Annotated in this window: 15 protein-coding genes; 8 read left to right on the top strand and 7 right to left on the bottom strand. The window is 33.9% G+C overall.

Features of this window, described 5'->3' with window-relative positions; all coding sequences use genetic code 11:
• Window positions 1–63: 63 nt before the first annotated feature.
• The 3 genes from J2772_RS00775 to J2772_RS00765 all read right to left on the bottom strand — a co-directional run bounded on the left by J2772_RS00775 (window position 64) and on the right by J2772_RS00765 (window position 5,627).
• Entirely contained in the window at window positions 64–660 is a 597-nt protein-coding gene (locus J2772_RS00775; RefSeq protein ID WP_209912427.1) for a class I SAM-dependent methyltransferase, read from the bottom strand.
• An 806-nt stretch (window positions 661–1,466) separates the two neighbouring features.
• Window positions 1,467–4,742, bottom strand: a complete 3,276-nt coding sequence (locus tag J2772_RS00770; RefSeq protein ID WP_209912426.1) for an ABC transporter permease/M1 family aminopeptidase — start codon at window positions 4,740–4,742, stop codon at window positions 1,467–1,469.
• A gap of 12 nt (window positions 4,743–4,754) precedes the next feature.
• Window positions 4,755–5,627, bottom strand: coding sequence for an ABC transporter ATP-binding protein (locus J2772_RS00765; protein WP_209912425.1), 873 nt, complete (start codon window positions 5,625–5,627; stop codon window positions 4,755–4,757).
• A gap of 288 nt (window positions 5,628–5,915) precedes the next feature.
• Here J2772_RS00765 and J2772_RS00760 point away from each other — a divergent pair, with 288 nt between their 5' ends.
• The 4 genes from J2772_RS00760 (at window position 5,916) to J2772_RS00745 (ending at window position 8,871) form a co-directional block, all read left to right on the top strand.
• Window positions 5,916–6,629: a sensor histidine kinase gene (locus J2772_RS00760; protein WP_209912424.1), complete on the top strand. Its 714-nt coding sequence runs from the start codon at window positions 5,916–5,918 to the stop codon at window positions 6,627–6,629.
• Window positions 6,626–7,336 (top strand): LytR/AlgR family response regulator transcription factor, encoded by a 711-nt coding sequence (locus tag J2772_RS00755; protein WP_209912423.1) that lies wholly within the window; start codon window positions 6,626–6,628, stop codon window positions 7,334–7,336. Before J2772_RS00760 ends, J2772_RS00755 begins: the two co-directional genes overlap by 4 nt.
• Before the next feature lie 135 nt (window positions 7,337–7,471).
• Window positions 7,472–7,915 carry a DinB family protein gene (locus tag J2772_RS00750; RefSeq protein ID WP_209913418.1) on the top strand — a complete coding sequence of 148 codons (444 nt, stop codon included), beginning with the start codon at window positions 7,472–7,474 and terminating at the stop codon, window positions 7,913–7,915.
• Window positions 7,916–7,959: 44 nt separating this feature from the next.
• Window positions 7,960–8,871, top strand: a complete 912-nt coding sequence (locus tag J2772_RS00745) for a PD40 domain-containing protein (RefSeq protein ID WP_209912422.1) — start codon at window positions 7,960–7,962, stop codon at window positions 8,869–8,871.
• A gap of 90 nt (window positions 8,872–8,961) precedes the next feature.
• On the opposite strand, the gene J2772_RS00740 is transcribed toward J2772_RS00745, so the two are convergent.
• Both J2772_RS00740 and J2772_RS00735 read right to left on the bottom strand, forming a co-directional pair.
• Window positions 8,962–9,666 carry a LytR/AlgR family response regulator transcription factor gene (locus J2772_RS00740; RefSeq protein ID WP_209912421.1) on the bottom strand — a complete coding sequence of 235 codons (705 nt, stop codon included), beginning with the start codon at window positions 9,664–9,666 and terminating at the stop codon, window positions 8,962–8,964.
• On the bottom strand, window positions 9,663–10,787 hold the full coding sequence (locus tag J2772_RS00735) for a sensor histidine kinase (RefSeq protein WP_209912420.1): 1,125 nt from the start codon (window positions 10,785–10,787) through the stop codon (window positions 9,663–9,665). The genes J2772_RS00740 and J2772_RS00735 overlap by 4 nt, the downstream gene beginning before the upstream one ends.
• 241 nt (window positions 10,788–11,028) lie before the next feature.
• On the opposite strand from J2772_RS00735, the gene J2772_RS00730 reads away from it, so the two are divergent.
• The 4 genes from J2772_RS00730 to J2772_RS00715 all read left to right on the top strand — a co-directional run bounded on the left by J2772_RS00730 (window position 11,029) and on the right by J2772_RS00715 (window position 14,776).
• Entirely contained in the window at window positions 11,029–12,246 is a 1,218-nt protein-coding gene (locus tag J2772_RS00730) for a S41 family peptidase (protein WP_209912419.1), read from the top strand.
• A 552-nt stretch (window positions 12,247–12,798) separates the two neighbouring features.
• Window positions 12,799–13,473 (top strand): hypothetical protein, encoded by a 675-nt coding sequence (locus tag J2772_RS00725; protein ID WP_209912418.1) that lies wholly within the window; start codon window positions 12,799–12,801, stop codon window positions 13,471–13,473.
• Window positions 13,474–13,475: 2 nt separating this feature from the next.
• Window positions 13,476–14,147, top strand: coding sequence for a hypothetical protein (locus J2772_RS00720; RefSeq protein WP_209912417.1), 672 nt, complete (start codon window positions 13,476–13,478; stop codon window positions 14,145–14,147).
• A gap of 2 nt (window positions 14,148–14,149) precedes the next feature.
• Window positions 14,150–14,776 (top strand): hypothetical protein, encoded by a 627-nt coding sequence (locus tag J2772_RS00715; RefSeq protein ID WP_209912416.1) that lies wholly within the window; start codon window positions 14,150–14,152, stop codon window positions 14,774–14,776.
• Window positions 14,777–14,972: 196 nt separating this feature from the next.
• Here J2772_RS00715 and J2772_RS00710 read toward each other — a convergent pair whose 3' ends face one another.
• The gene (locus J2772_RS00710) at window positions 14,973–15,884 is read right to left on the bottom strand and encodes a carbohydrate kinase family protein (RefSeq protein ID WP_209912415.1); all 912 of its coding nucleotides are present in this window, start codon (window positions 15,882–15,884) and stop codon (window positions 14,973–14,975) included.
• Entirely contained in the window at window positions 15,884–17,425 is a 1,542-nt protein-coding gene (locus J2772_RS00705) for a glycoside hydrolase family 32 protein (RefSeq protein ID WP_209912414.1), read from the bottom strand. Before J2772_RS00705 ends, J2772_RS00710 begins: the two co-directional genes overlap by 1 nt.
• Between the last annotated feature and the right edge of the window lie 8 nt (window positions 17,426–17,433).

The following is a 17,433-nucleotide window of genomic DNA, read 5'->3' as shown; positions in this document are numbered from 1 at the left end:
TTATTCTGAAAGCCATGTCACAAAACAGGAAGTTTACCTGTTGGCTTTTTATTATTAAATTAATCAGGAAACTTTCCTCCAAAAATTTAATAATCCATTGTAAGCTGTATCCATTAAATCAAAACTCTCAGGAATCTCATCCCATTTACTCCAATAAGTCACTAAAAGGGTTCCAATTGGAGTTTTGTCCAATTGTTCACGAACATAATTTGAATATACATCATATAAATTTTTATCCCTTACTACTGTATCATCAATTTCACATGAACTATCTATATTTTCATAAAAAGAATTAAAAAAATAGAATGCATCAAAATCAGTAAAAATAGTTTCATTAATATTGGAATGAATAAATTCTACATTATTAATTTTATATTTATTTGCTATTTTTCTCGATACCTTTACAAGGGAAGACCTTTGCTCCACACCATAGAATTTACCCTTTGTAGAAGCAGCTCCCACTAAACAGAATTTTCCTGCACCTGCACCGATATCCAATATTTTTTTATCTGGTTTGTCAGCTAAATATTTTGCAGCTATCTTAGCAACAGCAACAGGAGTCCAATGTTGAGACGATAAACCTTTTATGTGTTCAGGATAGAGCTTATTAAAAGTTTGATCATCTATATTAATATTTAGCTTAAGCTTTTTAAAAATCATATAATTAATTGTAAGTATTCTTTTGGGGTTAAAAGTTCATTTTTCAAAATAAGTATTAAAGTAGCCAAAAACCAATAACTATATAGCTCTATGATTAATCTGAGGGCCTTTTTATATAAAAGTTTATTGGGTTCTATGATTTTAAATCACAAGGAACAACGAAAGGAAAAGTTTCAATAATTCCATAAGCAGCTATTAATATAGTCATTTTTTTTGTATTTCCTTATTTCATTATCAATTCAACCAAATCAATCTCTCTTATTTATTTCCAAGTATAGCAGTGATACCAATACAGAAATTATACAATCTAATTTTTGTAATATATAAATTAGGCAATGATATACTCAAATGTACCAGTTAGGTTATAAAATGAGTTTTTATAAGAGAACCTACAAAATCTTGTATAACCTTTCTAGAATAGAACCTGTGGTTTAATGTGCTTCTAATATGGTACATTAAAGTATATTAACTCCTCATTTTATATAGCTGAGCAAATTAAAAATTTCTACTATATCATGATTATTTAATTATAATTTTTATATCTATATTTTTTGGGATGTGTTAATTCCAAACTATTATTAAAAAATGTATGGGAAAAGAAAATTTCATCTTATTTGATTTTTAGGTTAAAATTTTTAGGAATCCTGTATTTTTCAATAGAAATTGCTGTGATTATATTTCTTATTACTATTGAATATAAGGTATTTATAGCCATTAAGCAGAAAAAACATGAGTCATAACTGAAACTGTATTTTTCCTATATAATATTTTAGTTTTTAAATATGCTGATCGCCTGGAAGATTGTTCTATTTAGGATTATTTACCCGTTCAAATAAATCCGTTATTTTATATTGCAAAGAATCTGGAGTTACCCTTCGAAAATATGGTATTAAGTCTAAAGTTGTCGAATATCGATCCTGTTTTTTAGGATTATCAAAAGAACGCCAGTCTTGAAGGTAATTATGTAAAGCCCTATTGATATTTTTTTCTCCAATATGTTTCTGTAGTTCATACATATTAAGTGCTCCTTTGTTATAATAAATATGGCTTTCATTTTCAACCAAAGCTAATGGTAACTCATTTTTTTTTGACTTTAATAAGCCTTCACCATAAGCATCTCTTTGGAGTTTCAGAAATTGCTGAACTTTTTTATCCGGATATTTTTTCTTAAACACCATCATGGCAGAATATTGAGCCAGCGTTTCCAAAATCATCTTTTGTCCCTGTACATTGGCAGCCTCCAGTTGCAATCCCCACCATTGATGCGCCACTTCATGTGCGGTAATATAAAATGCCATGTCAACATCTTTTTCATCCTTAATATTCATCATAAAGCCAATAGCCTCAGAAAAAGGGATAATACCCGGAAAAGACTGGGCAAATGTGCGATACCTTGGAAACTCCACAATACGAAGCTGTTTGTATGGATATGAGCTGAAATGGGTGCTGTAATAATCCAAAGACATTTTCATGGATTCCATCATTCGATGGAGATTGTATTCGTGTCCTTTATGATAATAAATTTCTAAATCAACAAACCCGTTTGGAGCATTTCCGGACGGAATACAGGTATTCTTCATCACTTCATAATTGGCTGAAACAACAGGATAAAAATTGATGATTGGCTGATTAGTTTTATAATGGAAATAGTTGCGACCATCTTTACTCCATTTAGCCACCAAATCACCTGAAGTCAGTACAGTTTGTGGAGCTTCCGTACTTAATATTATTTCAAGAGTAATCCCATCCGAGTCACTTCCGTTTCTTGCATTCGTTAACTCTTTTACATCATCACGCTTGTTTTTTTGCAGTCGTGGAGCCAGTCCAAGTTCTCTTCGATCATCCTCATCCTGCAATTCATATTTGTTCCGATAACCAAAACCAGGTAACACTGCATTATCAAAGAAAGTTCCGTTATAGATCACTTCGAAATCGGAATTTTTATTTTCAAAGCCTTTAGGTTTCAAGGTTTGTTTGAAGTTCATTTTTAGAGTGTCACCCGGTGCTAACGATCGGCTCAGTTCGTAAATAGTATAATGATATTTTTTATAGATATTTTTCGTTGTTACTTTACGATCAAAGGTTATATCCGTCAATTCCACGTTTGATGCAATTAATTTTTGCACATGAATCTCCCGAATAGGTATCTGTGATGTATTAGCAACCAGATAATAGCCTGAAATTTCATAGGACCTTTGCGAAGGTGACAGATCAATTTTCAGATTAATATCTATAATTTTCGGCTGTGGAATATATTCAAACTGCTTCAGTGACTTTTCGTAGTCAGCTCTAAAGTTATTCTGTTCATTCTTTGTCCAGAATTCATTTAATACATTCGTGTTGTAGAAAATATACCCTCCTGTTCCAACGAAAAAAACTAAGCATATTATACCAAATGTTGCTAAAGGTTTTCCAATTTGGGTTACTCCATTTATCCATCGTTTTCTAAGTCCCGTCTTAACTCCCTTCACCATCAAGATACTGGCGAAAATCATGAACATCATCCCAAACAACACCCAATAGATTTTGACCCAGAGATACCCCACTAGAAAATGTCCATAGCCATTCATATCCGAATAAGCAGCCAACGAATTTCCACTAAAATTGACTAATACATGTTCCAAACCAAATATGCCAATAGCTACGTTAATAATAGCGAATGTAATGGTGGTAAGCATCCCCACAAACTTGTTTCCGGTGAGCGCCTGAAAAAATAATGCTGCGGATGTGTACAATGCCAGAAATGGAAATATTTCTAAAAAAAATCCAAAGAAATAAACATCTAATTCATAGTGATAGTAACCGTTGAATGTTTGAAACAGGATACCAGCAATAATAAGTGCAATCATGAAAATGGCATAGATAAGCAGTAATCCCAAAAATCTGCTGCTTACATTTACAAAGCCGGAGAAAGGTGTGGTATCGTGAATTTGATCGAGTTTTACATCTCTTTCCTTCCACATCATTTCGCCAGAGTAAAAAACTAAAATAATCATGAAGAAGTAAATGGACATCTCCCTCAGTTCTTCAACAATAAGATATGTGGCTGGATAGCTATCAACCCCATGAGAGGTTCCTAAACTCACTGAATTGACAATAATAATAAGGAAGCAACATATAATAATCGCCCAAAAGGAAATGAGTTTTAAAATAGATAAGCTATGAAACCATGCATTGAGAAGTAATTGTTGGAACTTCGCCCTGATATGATAAACAGGTGTAACAGAAGGTATGGCAGCAGGGAATGCAGCCGGCTGCATTCTAACTTTTTGCTTCTTTTTTTTATTGAGGGTCTTTTCATTTATTACTATCAACTTAAATTTAATGTAACCAACCGCTAATATCAAAATACCTAATCCTATCCATAAAAGCCTGTTGAACAGCATAATTCCTGATATAGGAACCAATAATGAATTCCTTTCAGTTACCGTCCATTCCTTACTTACTTTAGTTAATGTCGTAAGAGAAAATGGATCAAGTAACGCCTGAAGTGTTTCATTGGTAATACCCTTAGTAATCATAAATAAAACAAAAATGACCACTCCCTGGGTATATACAACCATCAGGTTTTTGCTGAGAGCACCCGTCACAAAAAACATGGAAGCACCAAAAAACACATTGGGTAAAACTACCCAAAGAAAAGGCTGCAGATAATTGATGAATTGAAAAGGTAGAAATTCATCCGGGTCATTCCAAGGAAAAAATTCTCCGATAATCATTCCCCAGAGCACACCACTGAAAATAAAAAGCAATACAGCAAAAGATCCTAAAAACCGTCCCAATAAGTAACTTTTTTTGGAAACAGGATTGACATAAATAAGTGAAGTAACGTCGTACTGAAAGTCCCGCAGTACAGAAACACCCATTATCATAGAAACAAAAACCATGGACAATCCCGCAATAGCACCCATGGTTTTAGCAATCACAAGTGGAGAATTCTTCTTCATTAATCCTAAATCTATTCCCTGAAATATAAATTCAACGCCTACTGCTGAAAACAAAAGTAGAAGCAGAAAGAATACATATGTTTCAGGTCGTTTCAGTCTGTATTTAAATTCGAATATAAAAAACTCGTATAGCATAATGTATTGAGATTAAGCATTAAAAATTTGAGACATATAAACATCTTCAAGATTGGCATCAATAGGCCTGAACGAAGAGCCGGGATGGCTATCACTCATCACATGAACAATCTGTTTTCCCAAATACAATCGTTCGCTAATGACCTGATATTCTTTTTTATATTGTTCCAATTGATTTTTGTGTATGGTCGCCTCATACAATTGCCCTTTAAGACTTTCTATAATTTGAATGGGATTTCCCTGAATTATCACTTCTCCTTTATTAATGATAGCCATACTAGTACATAATTCTTTTACATCATCCACAATATGGGTGGAGAGGATCACGATGGTCTCCTCCCCTATTTCACTAAGAAGGTTATAAAAACGATTCCGCTCTACAGGATCTAAACCTGCTGTGGGTTCATCTACAATTAATAGTTTAGGATTATTCAGCAATGCCTGTGCAATACCAAAACGCTGCTTCATTCCTCCAGAAAACCCACCGAGCTTCTGTGCCCGTACCTCATATAGATTTACTTTATAAAGCAGCGCACGTACAATTTCCTTACGTTCTTTTGGGTTCATGATTCCTTTCAGCACAGCCAAATGATTCAATAACATCTCAGCGGATATTGCAGGATATACCCCAAATTGCTGAGGCAGATAACCTAACACTTTTCGAAGTTCATTGGGATGTATTTTAATATTGAGACCTCCCAGGTGAATCTCTCCCTGATCAGCTTCCTGTAATGTTGCTATTGTACGCATAAGTGTTGATTTACCAGCTCCATTGGGTCCCAGGAGGCCAAACATACCTTTGGGGATCTGCAACGAAATATTTTGAAGTGCTTTAACTCCGTTATTGTATGTTTTAGAAAGATTTGAAATGATCAGATTGTCCATGATTACTATTCTTTTGATCCAAAAGTATGGTAGAGTAAAGGATTAAAAAAAGATCTGGGGGCGGATAACTTTTGATCAGGTCCGGATGATCTGTATGTGGTTATGAAAGCTCTTGATACCTATAAAATATACATTCATCACCTCTAAAGATATGTCTATAACAACAATGATATGTCACTTGATATTTTTTGGTAGTTTTGTGGTATGACCTTTTTTAAAAAGCTATTCAATAACCGATTAACTCAACGACTGATACCCTACTTTTTCATCGTGACAACCATTTTAATTATGGTTTTCAACGATGTTTTCGGAGAGGAGGATGGATTTGTTGTTTTCAGTCTGTTATTTTTTACTTTTATGGCGCTCTGGGTATTACGCTGGATTATTGTTCAGATCAAACTCATTCTTAGACTTAAAAAAGAAAAAAAGCAGGCAGAATTAATGCATTTGAAAAGCCAGGTTAATCCTCACTTTTTTTTCAATACTTTAAATAATTTATATGGCCTAGTAGAGCAAGACACCGCTAAAGCCCAACAGATGATCCTTACCTTATCAGATATGATGCGTTACAGTATCTATGAGGGACAAAATGACTGGGTAACATTAGCCGAAGAAATCACCTATTTAGAAAACTACATGGATTTACATCGAACGAGATATCATAAGACCATTGATATTCGCTTTGATATAGATGTGGAGGACAGGAATATTAAAATAATGCCGTTACTGTTCATCATTATGGTAGAGAATGCTTTTAAACACGGTGTAGAAAAGCTAAGAAAAGATGCATTTGTTCATATTCAGTTAAAGGCTAACAAGCAGCATATTGATTTTGAAATTGAAAACAATTTTGATAAGGAGGAAGTGGATGATCAAGAAGGTATTGGACTGCAAAATCTCAAGCAACGGCTAGAATTAGTCTATTTGAAAAAATATGAATTGAAAATATCCCCCAATTATGCAGACAGCATCTATCAAGTCCAACTAAAACTTAGCTTATGAGTCTTAAATATATAATAGTAGATGACGAATCCGTAGCCCATGACATCATCAGTAAGTATTGTTCATTATTACCCAATATGCAGCTAATGCAGAACTGTTACGATGCAATTGAAGCCATTGAATACCTCAATGATCATACTGTTGATTTGATCTTTCTCGATCTTAATATGCCCAAGATAAAAGGGTTTGAGTTTCTGAAAACCCTTCCCAATCAGCCCAAAGTCATAGTAACGACTGCTTATAAAGAGTACGCATTGGAAGGCTATGAGCTGAATATTGTAGATTACCTGCTTAAACCCTTTTCATTCGATCGTTTTTTAAAAGCCATCAATAAAGCATTTATAAATACATCTAAAATCCCCACCACAGTACCACAGGAAAAACACAATGAAAAACCAGAGAAGGTTTTCCTACGGACAAACAACAAACATATACAAATAGATATTGATGATATTTTGTTTGTAGAAGCTTCTGGAAACTATGTCAAGATTGTGCTTAAAGAAGATATTCTTTCCATACGTGGAAATTTATTAGCTCTCAATGAATTGATTCCAACAGACAATTTTATTCAGGTACACAGATCTTTTATGGTGGTTCAAAAGCATATCAGGAGCATAGAAGGAAATCAGATACTGATAGACAAGTATACCATACCCATTGGAAAATCATTTAAGAATCAGATAGATACCATCTTAAAACAGGATTAAAATTGAAAAGCTATAAAGGAATATTTTATCATAATTTCAAGATTAAAACAGCTAATTTTATATAGCCAATGGAACTATCAGTTATGAATTGAATTCACATTGAAGGCATCCCGAAAAAAATAATTTTTAAACACGATAATAGAAAGCCTAAGGTCTCTTTTCACCCGTGATTTGAACAGATTAGAATCAGAAATAGAAGCTTATCAATATGAAATCAATATGTGGAAAACAGAGAAGAATATCAGCAATTCCGCAGGCAACCTCTGTCTGCATTTGATTGGTAATCTCAATCATTTCATTGGAGCACAGCTTGGAAATACAGATTATATAAGGCAACGGGATTTAGAATTCTCTTTAAAAAACATTCCCAGAAATGAACTTATAGAAAAAATTCAGGCTACTGCTGTTATGGTAGATCGTATTCTCAGCACATTAACCGAAGCGTCTTTAAAAAATGAATATTCCCGTGCTCCGGGTGAAGAGAAAATATCAACAATTCATTTTCTGATTCATTATATTGCACATCTTGATTATCATTTAGGACAGATCAATTATTATAGAAGACTGCTTGATAATTAAAACTCAATCAAATAAAATTCAACACATTACCATATTTTCAAACCATGAAAGCACAGCAATTCTTAACCGCATTAATTCTTATCTCCGGTACTCTATCAGGACAGAAAATTGAAATAGTAAGTCCTTATTTGGATCAGTTTCAGAATGTAAGGGATTTTTACATTACTGATGATGAAAAAGAAGCCTACTTTACCATTCAGAGCCCGGGGCAGGATTTATCACAAATCGTATGTGTAAAAAATAAAAAATGGAAAAAACCAATATTATTGCCATTTTGTGACGGATACTCTTATCTGGAACCTTTTTTATCCCGTGATGGGCTGAGGCTGTATTTTGCTTCAGACAGACCTAAATCGGAATCCGGAACGATAAAAAGTGATTTTGATATCTGGTTTGTAAAAAGGAAGAGCCTTAGAGATCAATGGTCTAAGCCCATCAATATGGGTAATATTGTAAACAGTGAGAACAATGAATTTTATCCGACTTTATCAGATAATAACAACCTTTATTTAACCATGGATGCCAAATTGGGTCTTGGAAAAGATGATATTTACTACAGCTCATGGAACGGCAAGGAGTATTCAAAACCAGTATTATTGAGTAACAGTATCAATAGTGAAGGCTATGAATTCAATGCTTTTATTTCAGCAGATGAACAGATGCTTATCTATACAAAATACAATGCAAAAGATGGTTTGGGGAGTGGAGATCTTTATCTATCAAAAAAAGACAATCACGGTGAATGGCAACCTGCACAGCACATGGGTAACGAAATCAATTCCAAGTATATGGAATACTGTCCTTTTTACAACAGCAAAACGGGCACACTTTACTTTACCAGCAGAAGAAACAGTCTGGTTCCTCAAAGATTTAATAAGACCAATGACTTTCAAAAGTATATTTCATCCGGAGAAAATGGTTTAAGCAAAATATATAAAGTCAAGATAAAACTCTGAGAGCATAACTGAAACATGTTGTAGCTTTTTAGTGCATGCACTTTATCCATTAAATATTAGAAAAATACATCTTCCAGTATAGAATGGGTTTTAAAAAAGCTTACTGATATTCATCTTATAAGTTTGTCCTATTGGTATTGTATGCTGCTCAATCACTACTCTATTCCCTTCAATATGCTTAATCTTGCTTCTGGAAACAATAAATGATTTATGCGTTCTTATAAAATCACCTTTGGGAAGCTGTTCTTCAAAATCTGAAATTTTTTGATGGACAAGAATCATTTCATTCTTAAGGTACACTTTGGAATAATGTCCATAAGCTTCAATAAATAATAAATCCTCAAAATGAATCTGGTGATGCTTTTTGTCGCTGCTCAGAAAGAAGCTTGCTACATTTGCCTCATTTTCAATTAAATAAGATGAAGGCATCTGTTTTTTATTGCCCGGGATATCAATCACTTTGTTTACTGCTTTAATAAAGCGTTCAAAACTAAATGGCTTCAACAGATAATCTACAATATTAAGCTCATAACCTTCTAATGCGTATTCTTTATAAGCCGTTGTCACAATTATTTTAGGAGAATTAGACAGCGTTTTCAGAAACTCAAAACCGGAAAGTTTGGGCATATTAATATCCAGAAACAACAGATCCACCGTATTTTCATTTAAAAACTGCATCGCCTCAAAGGCATTAAAGCAATTTCCTTTCTTTTTCAGATAGGGTAAATTTTCACAGTAATTTTCTATAATACGATGGGCAATAGGCTCATCATCAACAATTAAATAGTGGATCATCTGGTTTCTATTGTTAGGTCTAATTGATAAACAGAATTTTTAACCTCAATTTGTAATTGATGTTGATTAGGATATAATAATTGTAAACGCTGTTTCAAGTTTTCAATCCCAATACCAACAGTTTGGCTTTCTGCTTTCATTTCAAAATTATTTTCAATCCTAAAATGAATAACCCCATGGGCAACTTCTATATCCATACGAATATAAGCATCTTTCGTTAGGCTTTCTACACCATGCTTAAATGCATTCTCCAAAGGAATGATAAAAATTAACGGAGCGATCTGACAATCCTCACATTGAGAATCATTTAAAATAATATCTACACTTTTCTGATAGCGTATCCTATGCAGATCAATGTAATTCTTTAAATATTCTATTTCTTCCCTCAATGGGACAAGGTCTTCTTTTCCCATATAAATGGTATAACGCATCAGATCTGATAATTTTAAAACAACATTAGGGGCTTCAGCAGATTTTTCAATAATTAAACCATACAAATTATTTAAAGTATTGAAAAAGAAATGGGGATTAATCTGGCTCTTTAATAACGAAAGCTCGGCCTGTGATTTTTTTAACTCAAGTGTTTTCATTCCTTTCCATTGCTGGTAAAACCATCCCAGAATTAAAGCGATAAAAGGAATTGTTAAGATAATTTTAATTTCTTTTTCCTGCTCAAAGTATATCTTCTCATCATTAGTATAAACTCTCAAATAATAAAAATAGCTTAATGATAAAATGTAAAATCCAATGATGCTCAATGCATATTTCTTAAAATAGGAAGGCATTATGATTGAAAAAAAATACAACCCGACACCTACTAACCCCACAAATGTTATTGGATTATCAGGTATTTTAGAGTTCATATCGTTTACAATAACTGTAAAAAGAACAAATATCAGCATAAGCAGCTTTACGCTTATTCTTGCATGCTGTTTTAAAAAAGGAAAATATTGGATGGGCAAAGAAATCAATAACCAACTAAAAATAAAGCTCAATATATTAGCTAAGACAGCCGAATGATCAATATGAATAAGACCGAAATGCAGTAAAACCATCAGTATCACCCGATGAATCAGTAGTCCGTATATAAAACCTTTGTATTTTTTGAGAAAAGAAATCATTGTTCGAAATTAATGATAATCAAGCTTATTTTTGTTAAAACACGCATAAACTCCCCCGGAAATAGCGCAAACATTATTAAATCCCGTACAAGTATCATTTATAGCCCTGAATTGGTTATGTACGATGCCAATTAAAGGGTTTATGAAAAACAGTACACCTCATTCCCAGTGAGGCCATACGTTTGTAGAAAATTATCATATTATGAACAAGTATTTGAAAACATTACTAATACTATTGACAATGGTACAAATTCTCAAGGCTCAGGACAAAAAGAGAATATTACAGCCTAACGATAAAGCTTTGATACTGAATTCCGTAAAAACACATCTTGAAAAATCTTATATTGACCTGGAACTGTCAAAAAAAATGAATACCGAATTGGATAAAAACTTCAGATCCAACAAGTATGAAAAGCTTACAGACCCTTCTGAATTTGCTAAACTACTGACTAAGGACCTTCAGTCTGTCAGCAATGATCCTCATCTTAAAGTTAGGTTTGAACCGGAATATATCTCAAAAGAAAAACGAAACTCTACCGACATCTTGAAGCTGGAATCTGAGAGGAAAATAGCTATGCAAATGGCAGAGATAAATTATGGTTTCATTGAGTCCAAAATTCTGGATGGCAATATCGGATATTTAAATTTACGCCTGTTTGCTGATATAAAGTATGCGGAAGAAACGGCTACAGCTGCCATGAATTTTCTAAGCAACACCAACTCTATCATTATTGATTTAAGGACAAACGGTGGTGGAGTTCCCAGTATGATGCAATTATTATCAAGCTATTTCTTTGATGAAACTCCTGTATTATTAAGTGAATTCTATGAGCGGGAAAACCAAGCAAAGACACAACTCTATTCACTTCCCAATGTAAAAGGAAAGAAATTTAAAAATAAACCCATTTACATTTTAACAAGTAAACAAACATTTTCTGCTGCGGAAGCATTGGCCTATACATTACAGCACTGGGGTAAAGCTGTAGTGGTTGGTGAAGCAACACAAGGAGGAGCTAATCGAGCTAAACGTATCCATCTGAATGAGGAATTTACAATTTCGGTTCCTTATATCAAGCCTATTCATCCGGTTACAAAAACGAATTGGGAAGGAAAAGGAATACAACCGAATATAGAAACTACTGAAAAAAATGCTTTTGTTTATGCTTACCTTAATGCTCTCAATACAACCTTTAAAGGAAAGAAAGATGTTCTTTTAAATAAAATAGGATACGCTTTTTTAAACGAAAAATCCGTTGAAAATGCGATCATCATCTTTGAAGAAAACACAAAACTATTTCCAACGAGTGCCAATTCCTGGGATAGCCTGGGTGAAGCTTATTTCACAAAAAAAGATAAAACAAATGCGCTTAAATCCTATAAAAAAGCTTTAGAATTAGATCCTTATTCAGGTTCTATAAAAGCAATGATTAAGAAAGTGGAAAGTATCCCATCAGAATAAACCCACACAAACTAAAAACAACAGCATACAAAAACTTCATTATCAACAAAATAAAATCAAAACATTTTCCATATCAGTATAAAAAGAGTTTGGATAGCGCCCAAGCTGAAGGAGACAACTATTTGATAGTTATCTCTTTTTTACACCCATAAAAAGCTATATATCAAACTTTTACAGCCTTATATTTTATGGTTTGATTTTTTTCACAATAAATATTTAGTCCATCTGAAAAAGCCAGATAATGTAAATGCATCCAAGTTATATTCAAAGTTTTAAACCTATTAACAGAGCTTACTGATGAGAACACAACTCTGGAATTTGAAATCTAATTACGGACTAATGAAAAATTATTAAATTCATGTAAATTATCATATCTGTACTAATACAAACAAAATAATTTAAATAATTTATTTAAAATTTATTATAATTTTGTAATTTAGATATGTATTTGAAAGTTAAATAATTCAGTCTATCAGAATAGCTTTCTACTATACAACATCATCATACTACGTTTTTGGATTTTTAAGCTTATGGTTTTATAAAAATTTTCTTATGATAAATAAAATTCTTATATCATTATTTATTATACCTGGTATGTTTTTAGCCCAGGTCGGAATTAATACAGTAACCCCAACACGAAAATTACATGTTGTTGGTAATATGCGTGTGCAAGTAATGACCAATAAATCGGAAACTGCAGCGTACGATCGCATATTGTCATCCGATATAAACGGTAATGTAGACTATGTTACAAAATCAAGCATGCAACCGCCAATAGAACCCGGGGCTTCCAACAAAGAAAGTTATAGTTTAGTCTATAACATGCCTGGTCCTAACGGAGATCCTACCAGAACATTAAAATGTGGTAAATTTTTATTTGTCTTTGAAAGTACAGATCAATCACGGATCAATTTTAGGTTAGCAGAAAATCCGGGAACTGATGTTAATATTTATATGAGTATGGAGCAGAATTTTAATGCCAATGGCTTTCAGTTTTATCAAGGAAAAAATCCAACTGACTCCTCCACTGTTCCCTTTATATTCACCACCTCTAACTGGAATGTTAATCAAGAATTTGCCCGGGCTAATTTAGCAGATTATGAACAGAATATTATGCATTTTCAATACCCGAATGATACAGATTTTTATAGGTTGACTATTTATAAGGTAAAGCAGAATACCGGAATAGATAGTTGGGATTTTGTTGCTTCTTGTGAAAAATTTTAAATATGAGGAATATATTATTTTTAGTTATTGGGCTTAATGGTCTTGTAATGGCTCAGGATCAAAAGTTTGGTATAGATACAAATATGCCCACAAGGAAATTAGATATAAACGGAGATTTAAGGGTCACTTCTACAAACGATGTAACTAATAATGCCTCCTATGACAGAATTGTAACCGGAAGTAATGCAACAGGTAATATAGATTATATCAATATATCTGCTATTGCACAATCAGAAACAAACAATGTTGAAGTAAAACGTTTAGTTTATAATAGCCCCCTGCCGGACGAGACTAAAGAGTGTAGTTGTGGAGATATCACTTTCCGGATTAATAATCTGGATACTGCTGAAATTAAACTTAATTCTCTCACCACTTTTGTAACAAATGGAAACATTACAAACTTTAACTTAGGCTATGGAATTAAAAGATGGATAAATGATTCGTACAATTTTGTCAATAGAACAATTGCATTTACAGATTTGAATTATTCAACTTATCAGTCACTAGATCCAGCTATATTTACCACCGGCCCTAATTATACGATCAGAATCTATACCATTGTACCTCCTAAACAGAATAACTTATATAGGCTAACTCTATCCCGTATCAGTAATACAAGTACTAATTTTACATACGGTCTTATTTGTGAAAAATTTTATATACAAACTCTATAAATATGAAAAATATCTCTTTATTTTTTACATTAATATCATTTTACATTAACGCGCAAGTAGGCATAGGAACAACCATACCAACTAAAGTTTTGGACGTTAATGGAGATTTGCGAATTAGAACGTTAACTGATAAAAGTACAGACTCTAATTATAATAATATAATCGTTGCAAATCCAAATGGTGATATAGATGCTTGGGACAAAGCAAGCTTATTAAATACAGTGAAAGATCTGGCTATAGAGAATAAAAAAATTGTTTATTTTTCAAATTCTCCAACTATTGGTAATGTTATGGATTGTGGAAAAATGCAGTACAGATTTGAAGTCGGGCCTTTGCCACAAATGAGATTAGTTAATCCTGACAATACAACAATTTATTATACAAGAATTCAAAAAGCGAATAGTAATGTTAATACTTTTATAGCCCCAAATAATGTGACCTCAAATATAACTGCCGCATATACTACTGCAAACACATGGTTAACTCTGGATCCATCATATTCGAACAATACTCTTGACGAGTTCTATATGGCTTATCCGGGAGATACTAATCTTTACAGAGTAACTTTTTTAGCAAGAAATATGGGGGTTGATCAATATTTCTACACCATGCTCTGCGAGAAGTTTTAATTTGTGAATTATAGATTTATGAACTTGTAACTATTTTTCAGGCAAAATTTAATTTAAATAAAAAAGAAGGCTTGTAACTATCTTTTTCTTGAACAAATTTCTCAGTTTGGACTATAATAGAATCTAAACAAAAGAAAACTCCCATAAACACAGGAGTTTTCTTTTACTATTGGAATATTGAAAATTAATTATTAAATCAATAAGCGTTCTGCTTAAGAAATATCTCTATTTCAGAATTTTCAATCTTAGGGTTTGCACCGGAATAACTTGCGACCAAGGCACCGACAGCGCTGGCAAAATTTAGAGCTTCATCCGGATTTTGATCTGAAAGCAGTTTCGCAATCAGGCTTGCCAGAAAAGAATCTCCTGCCCCTACTGTATCTGCTACTTTCACAGGATACCCTTCGTGTCTGTACAATTGACCATTCCACAGCAGGATAGACCCATGTTTTCCTAGAGTTACACAGATTGCCTGCGTGCTTGTTTTTTCTGATATAAATTTGATATTTGACTCCAGATCATCGGATTCAAATCCCATTCCGGCAGCAATTTCCAATATTTCCTCATCATTGAATTTGATAAAGTCCGCCCTTCTCATAAGCTTTTCCAGAAGCTGAATATTGTAAAAGGGTTTTCTGAGATTTACATCGAACACTTTAAACATTGTATCATTGGAATCTAATAGAGAGAAAAGCGTCTTTTGGGAAACCTCATTTCTGCAAGCGAGACTTCCATAGAAAAAAACATCGGCCTCTTTAACAATATCCATTATTTTCTCATCAGCACAAATAAAATCCCACGCAGAAGGAAACCTGATTTCGTAAGTTGCAGAGCCACGTTCATTTAAAGAAACCTGAACAATTCCTGTCTCGTATTCTGGAGAGACAATGATTCCGGCAGTTTCAAGAGCATTTTCTTTGCTATAATCCAGAATTACCTTTCCGTCTTCATCATTTCCTACAGCACTGATTATTGTAACGGGAAGTCCATACGAAGCCGTTCTGAGAGCCAGATTGAGAGGCGCTCCTCCAATTTTTTTCTCTTCTCCGAAAACATCGAAAAGTACTTCTCCAAAACTTATTACATTAATTTTCTTATTGATAAACATTAATTGGGGTTTTTGATATTGATATTACTGAATGAACTCTCTGAAGAACTAAAAATACTCCATTTTTTATTAACAATAGTATAAATTCTATTGGTGAAAGCTATTTTATCATTGATATAGATCACACAAACATCGTTGCTTATGGAAGCCGTTACAGTATATGATGTTCCTGAAACCGAACTTAACGAATAAGAATTCATAAGATCCTCCGAACCGGAATTCATTGCATAAGCTGCAATTCTGTTATTTCCAGGTTCAAGCGCAATCTTAACTCCGCTTCCGGCGTCGGTATCTTGTGCCAGAATAATTCCTGCTTTTCCGGCAGATACATTCAATGTAAAGTTAATCTGATTGGCTTTCTGAAGTTTCGAAAAAGTGACCTGGGAATTGGCGGATAAATTAAAACTACTTCCATTCTGAGAAGCGTTTCCAGTGATTTTATCAACGGTCAGCACAGCATTCTGACCAAATACAGATGGTAATCCTGAAACCGGTTTCACAGCCAGTGTTCCGTCTGAATTCTGAACCAGTCTGTGCGCAACAATATTTCCTGCCCAGTCTTTTCCACCGGTATTATTTTCAGGAGTTTTTCTTGCCGTCCATCCTACCAGATAACGGTTTGTATTATCCGAAACCGTTTTGGCTGCATAGAGATAAGAGCCATCAAGACGGTCATTTTGAGGTGTAGTCCAAGGGCCGTTTGGTGAAGTCGAAATGCGGTAATGCGTTCCGGTATTGCTGCTCCAGTTTTCAGAAAAAACAAGATACCAATAATTGCCCATCTTGAAAAGATCCGGACATTCCAGCATTATATAATTTTCGGAAGAGCTGGTTGTATAAATCGGATTTTCTACGGTCCAGTTTCCGGTTGCCGGATTGGTGGTGGTAAATTTCAGTACGACTGCTTTCTTGTCAGAGGTCTGAGCAGAGACCAGCATCCAATATTTTCCGTCTTCGGAATTAAAGAAAACGTGCGGGTCACGGAATTCATAATCATAATATCCTGCCGGAGCAGTGATTTTAAAATTCCTGATTTTCGTCCAGTTTTTCATATCCGTACTTGTTGCCAACAGAACACTCTCCCGTGGATTACCTGAAAGAAACGAAGCTACTTCATTATGGCCCGTATAATAGTAATAATAAGTATTCCCCACCTTTACAAGGCTTCCCGTTCCTACTCCAAAATCAGCTTCTGATGAAGTTCCGTAAGGAATCTGTCTTCCCTGATAAGTAAAATCTGTGAAATTGCTTGTCTCAAAGCTATGAATATCGTGAAATCCTTCTCCTGCAGGTTTTGTTTTTGCATCGTGGAGAAAGAAAAGATGGAACTTCCCGTTTTCATAATAAGGCATTACATCGCCTGCATAGCCTTCTGTATAATAAGGATTGTTCTCGCCCATCCACTGGTTGGGCGGCTGAGGAAAGATATTGGTTTTACTGTAAATATCTTCCGGATTCACCTCTGTATCCGAATCGTGATTCTGACAGGAGAATGTTGCCAGCGCAAGTACGGCTGCTGCATATATTTTTTTAATTGACATGGGTTCTG

This window comes from Chryseobacterium jejuense (assembly GCF_017877355.1).
Classification (GTDB): Bacteria; Bacteroidota; Bacteroidia; order Flavobacteriales; family Weeksellaceae; genus Chryseobacterium; species Chryseobacterium jejuense_A.
This window is presented reverse-complemented; position numbering and strand designations above follow the sequence as displayed.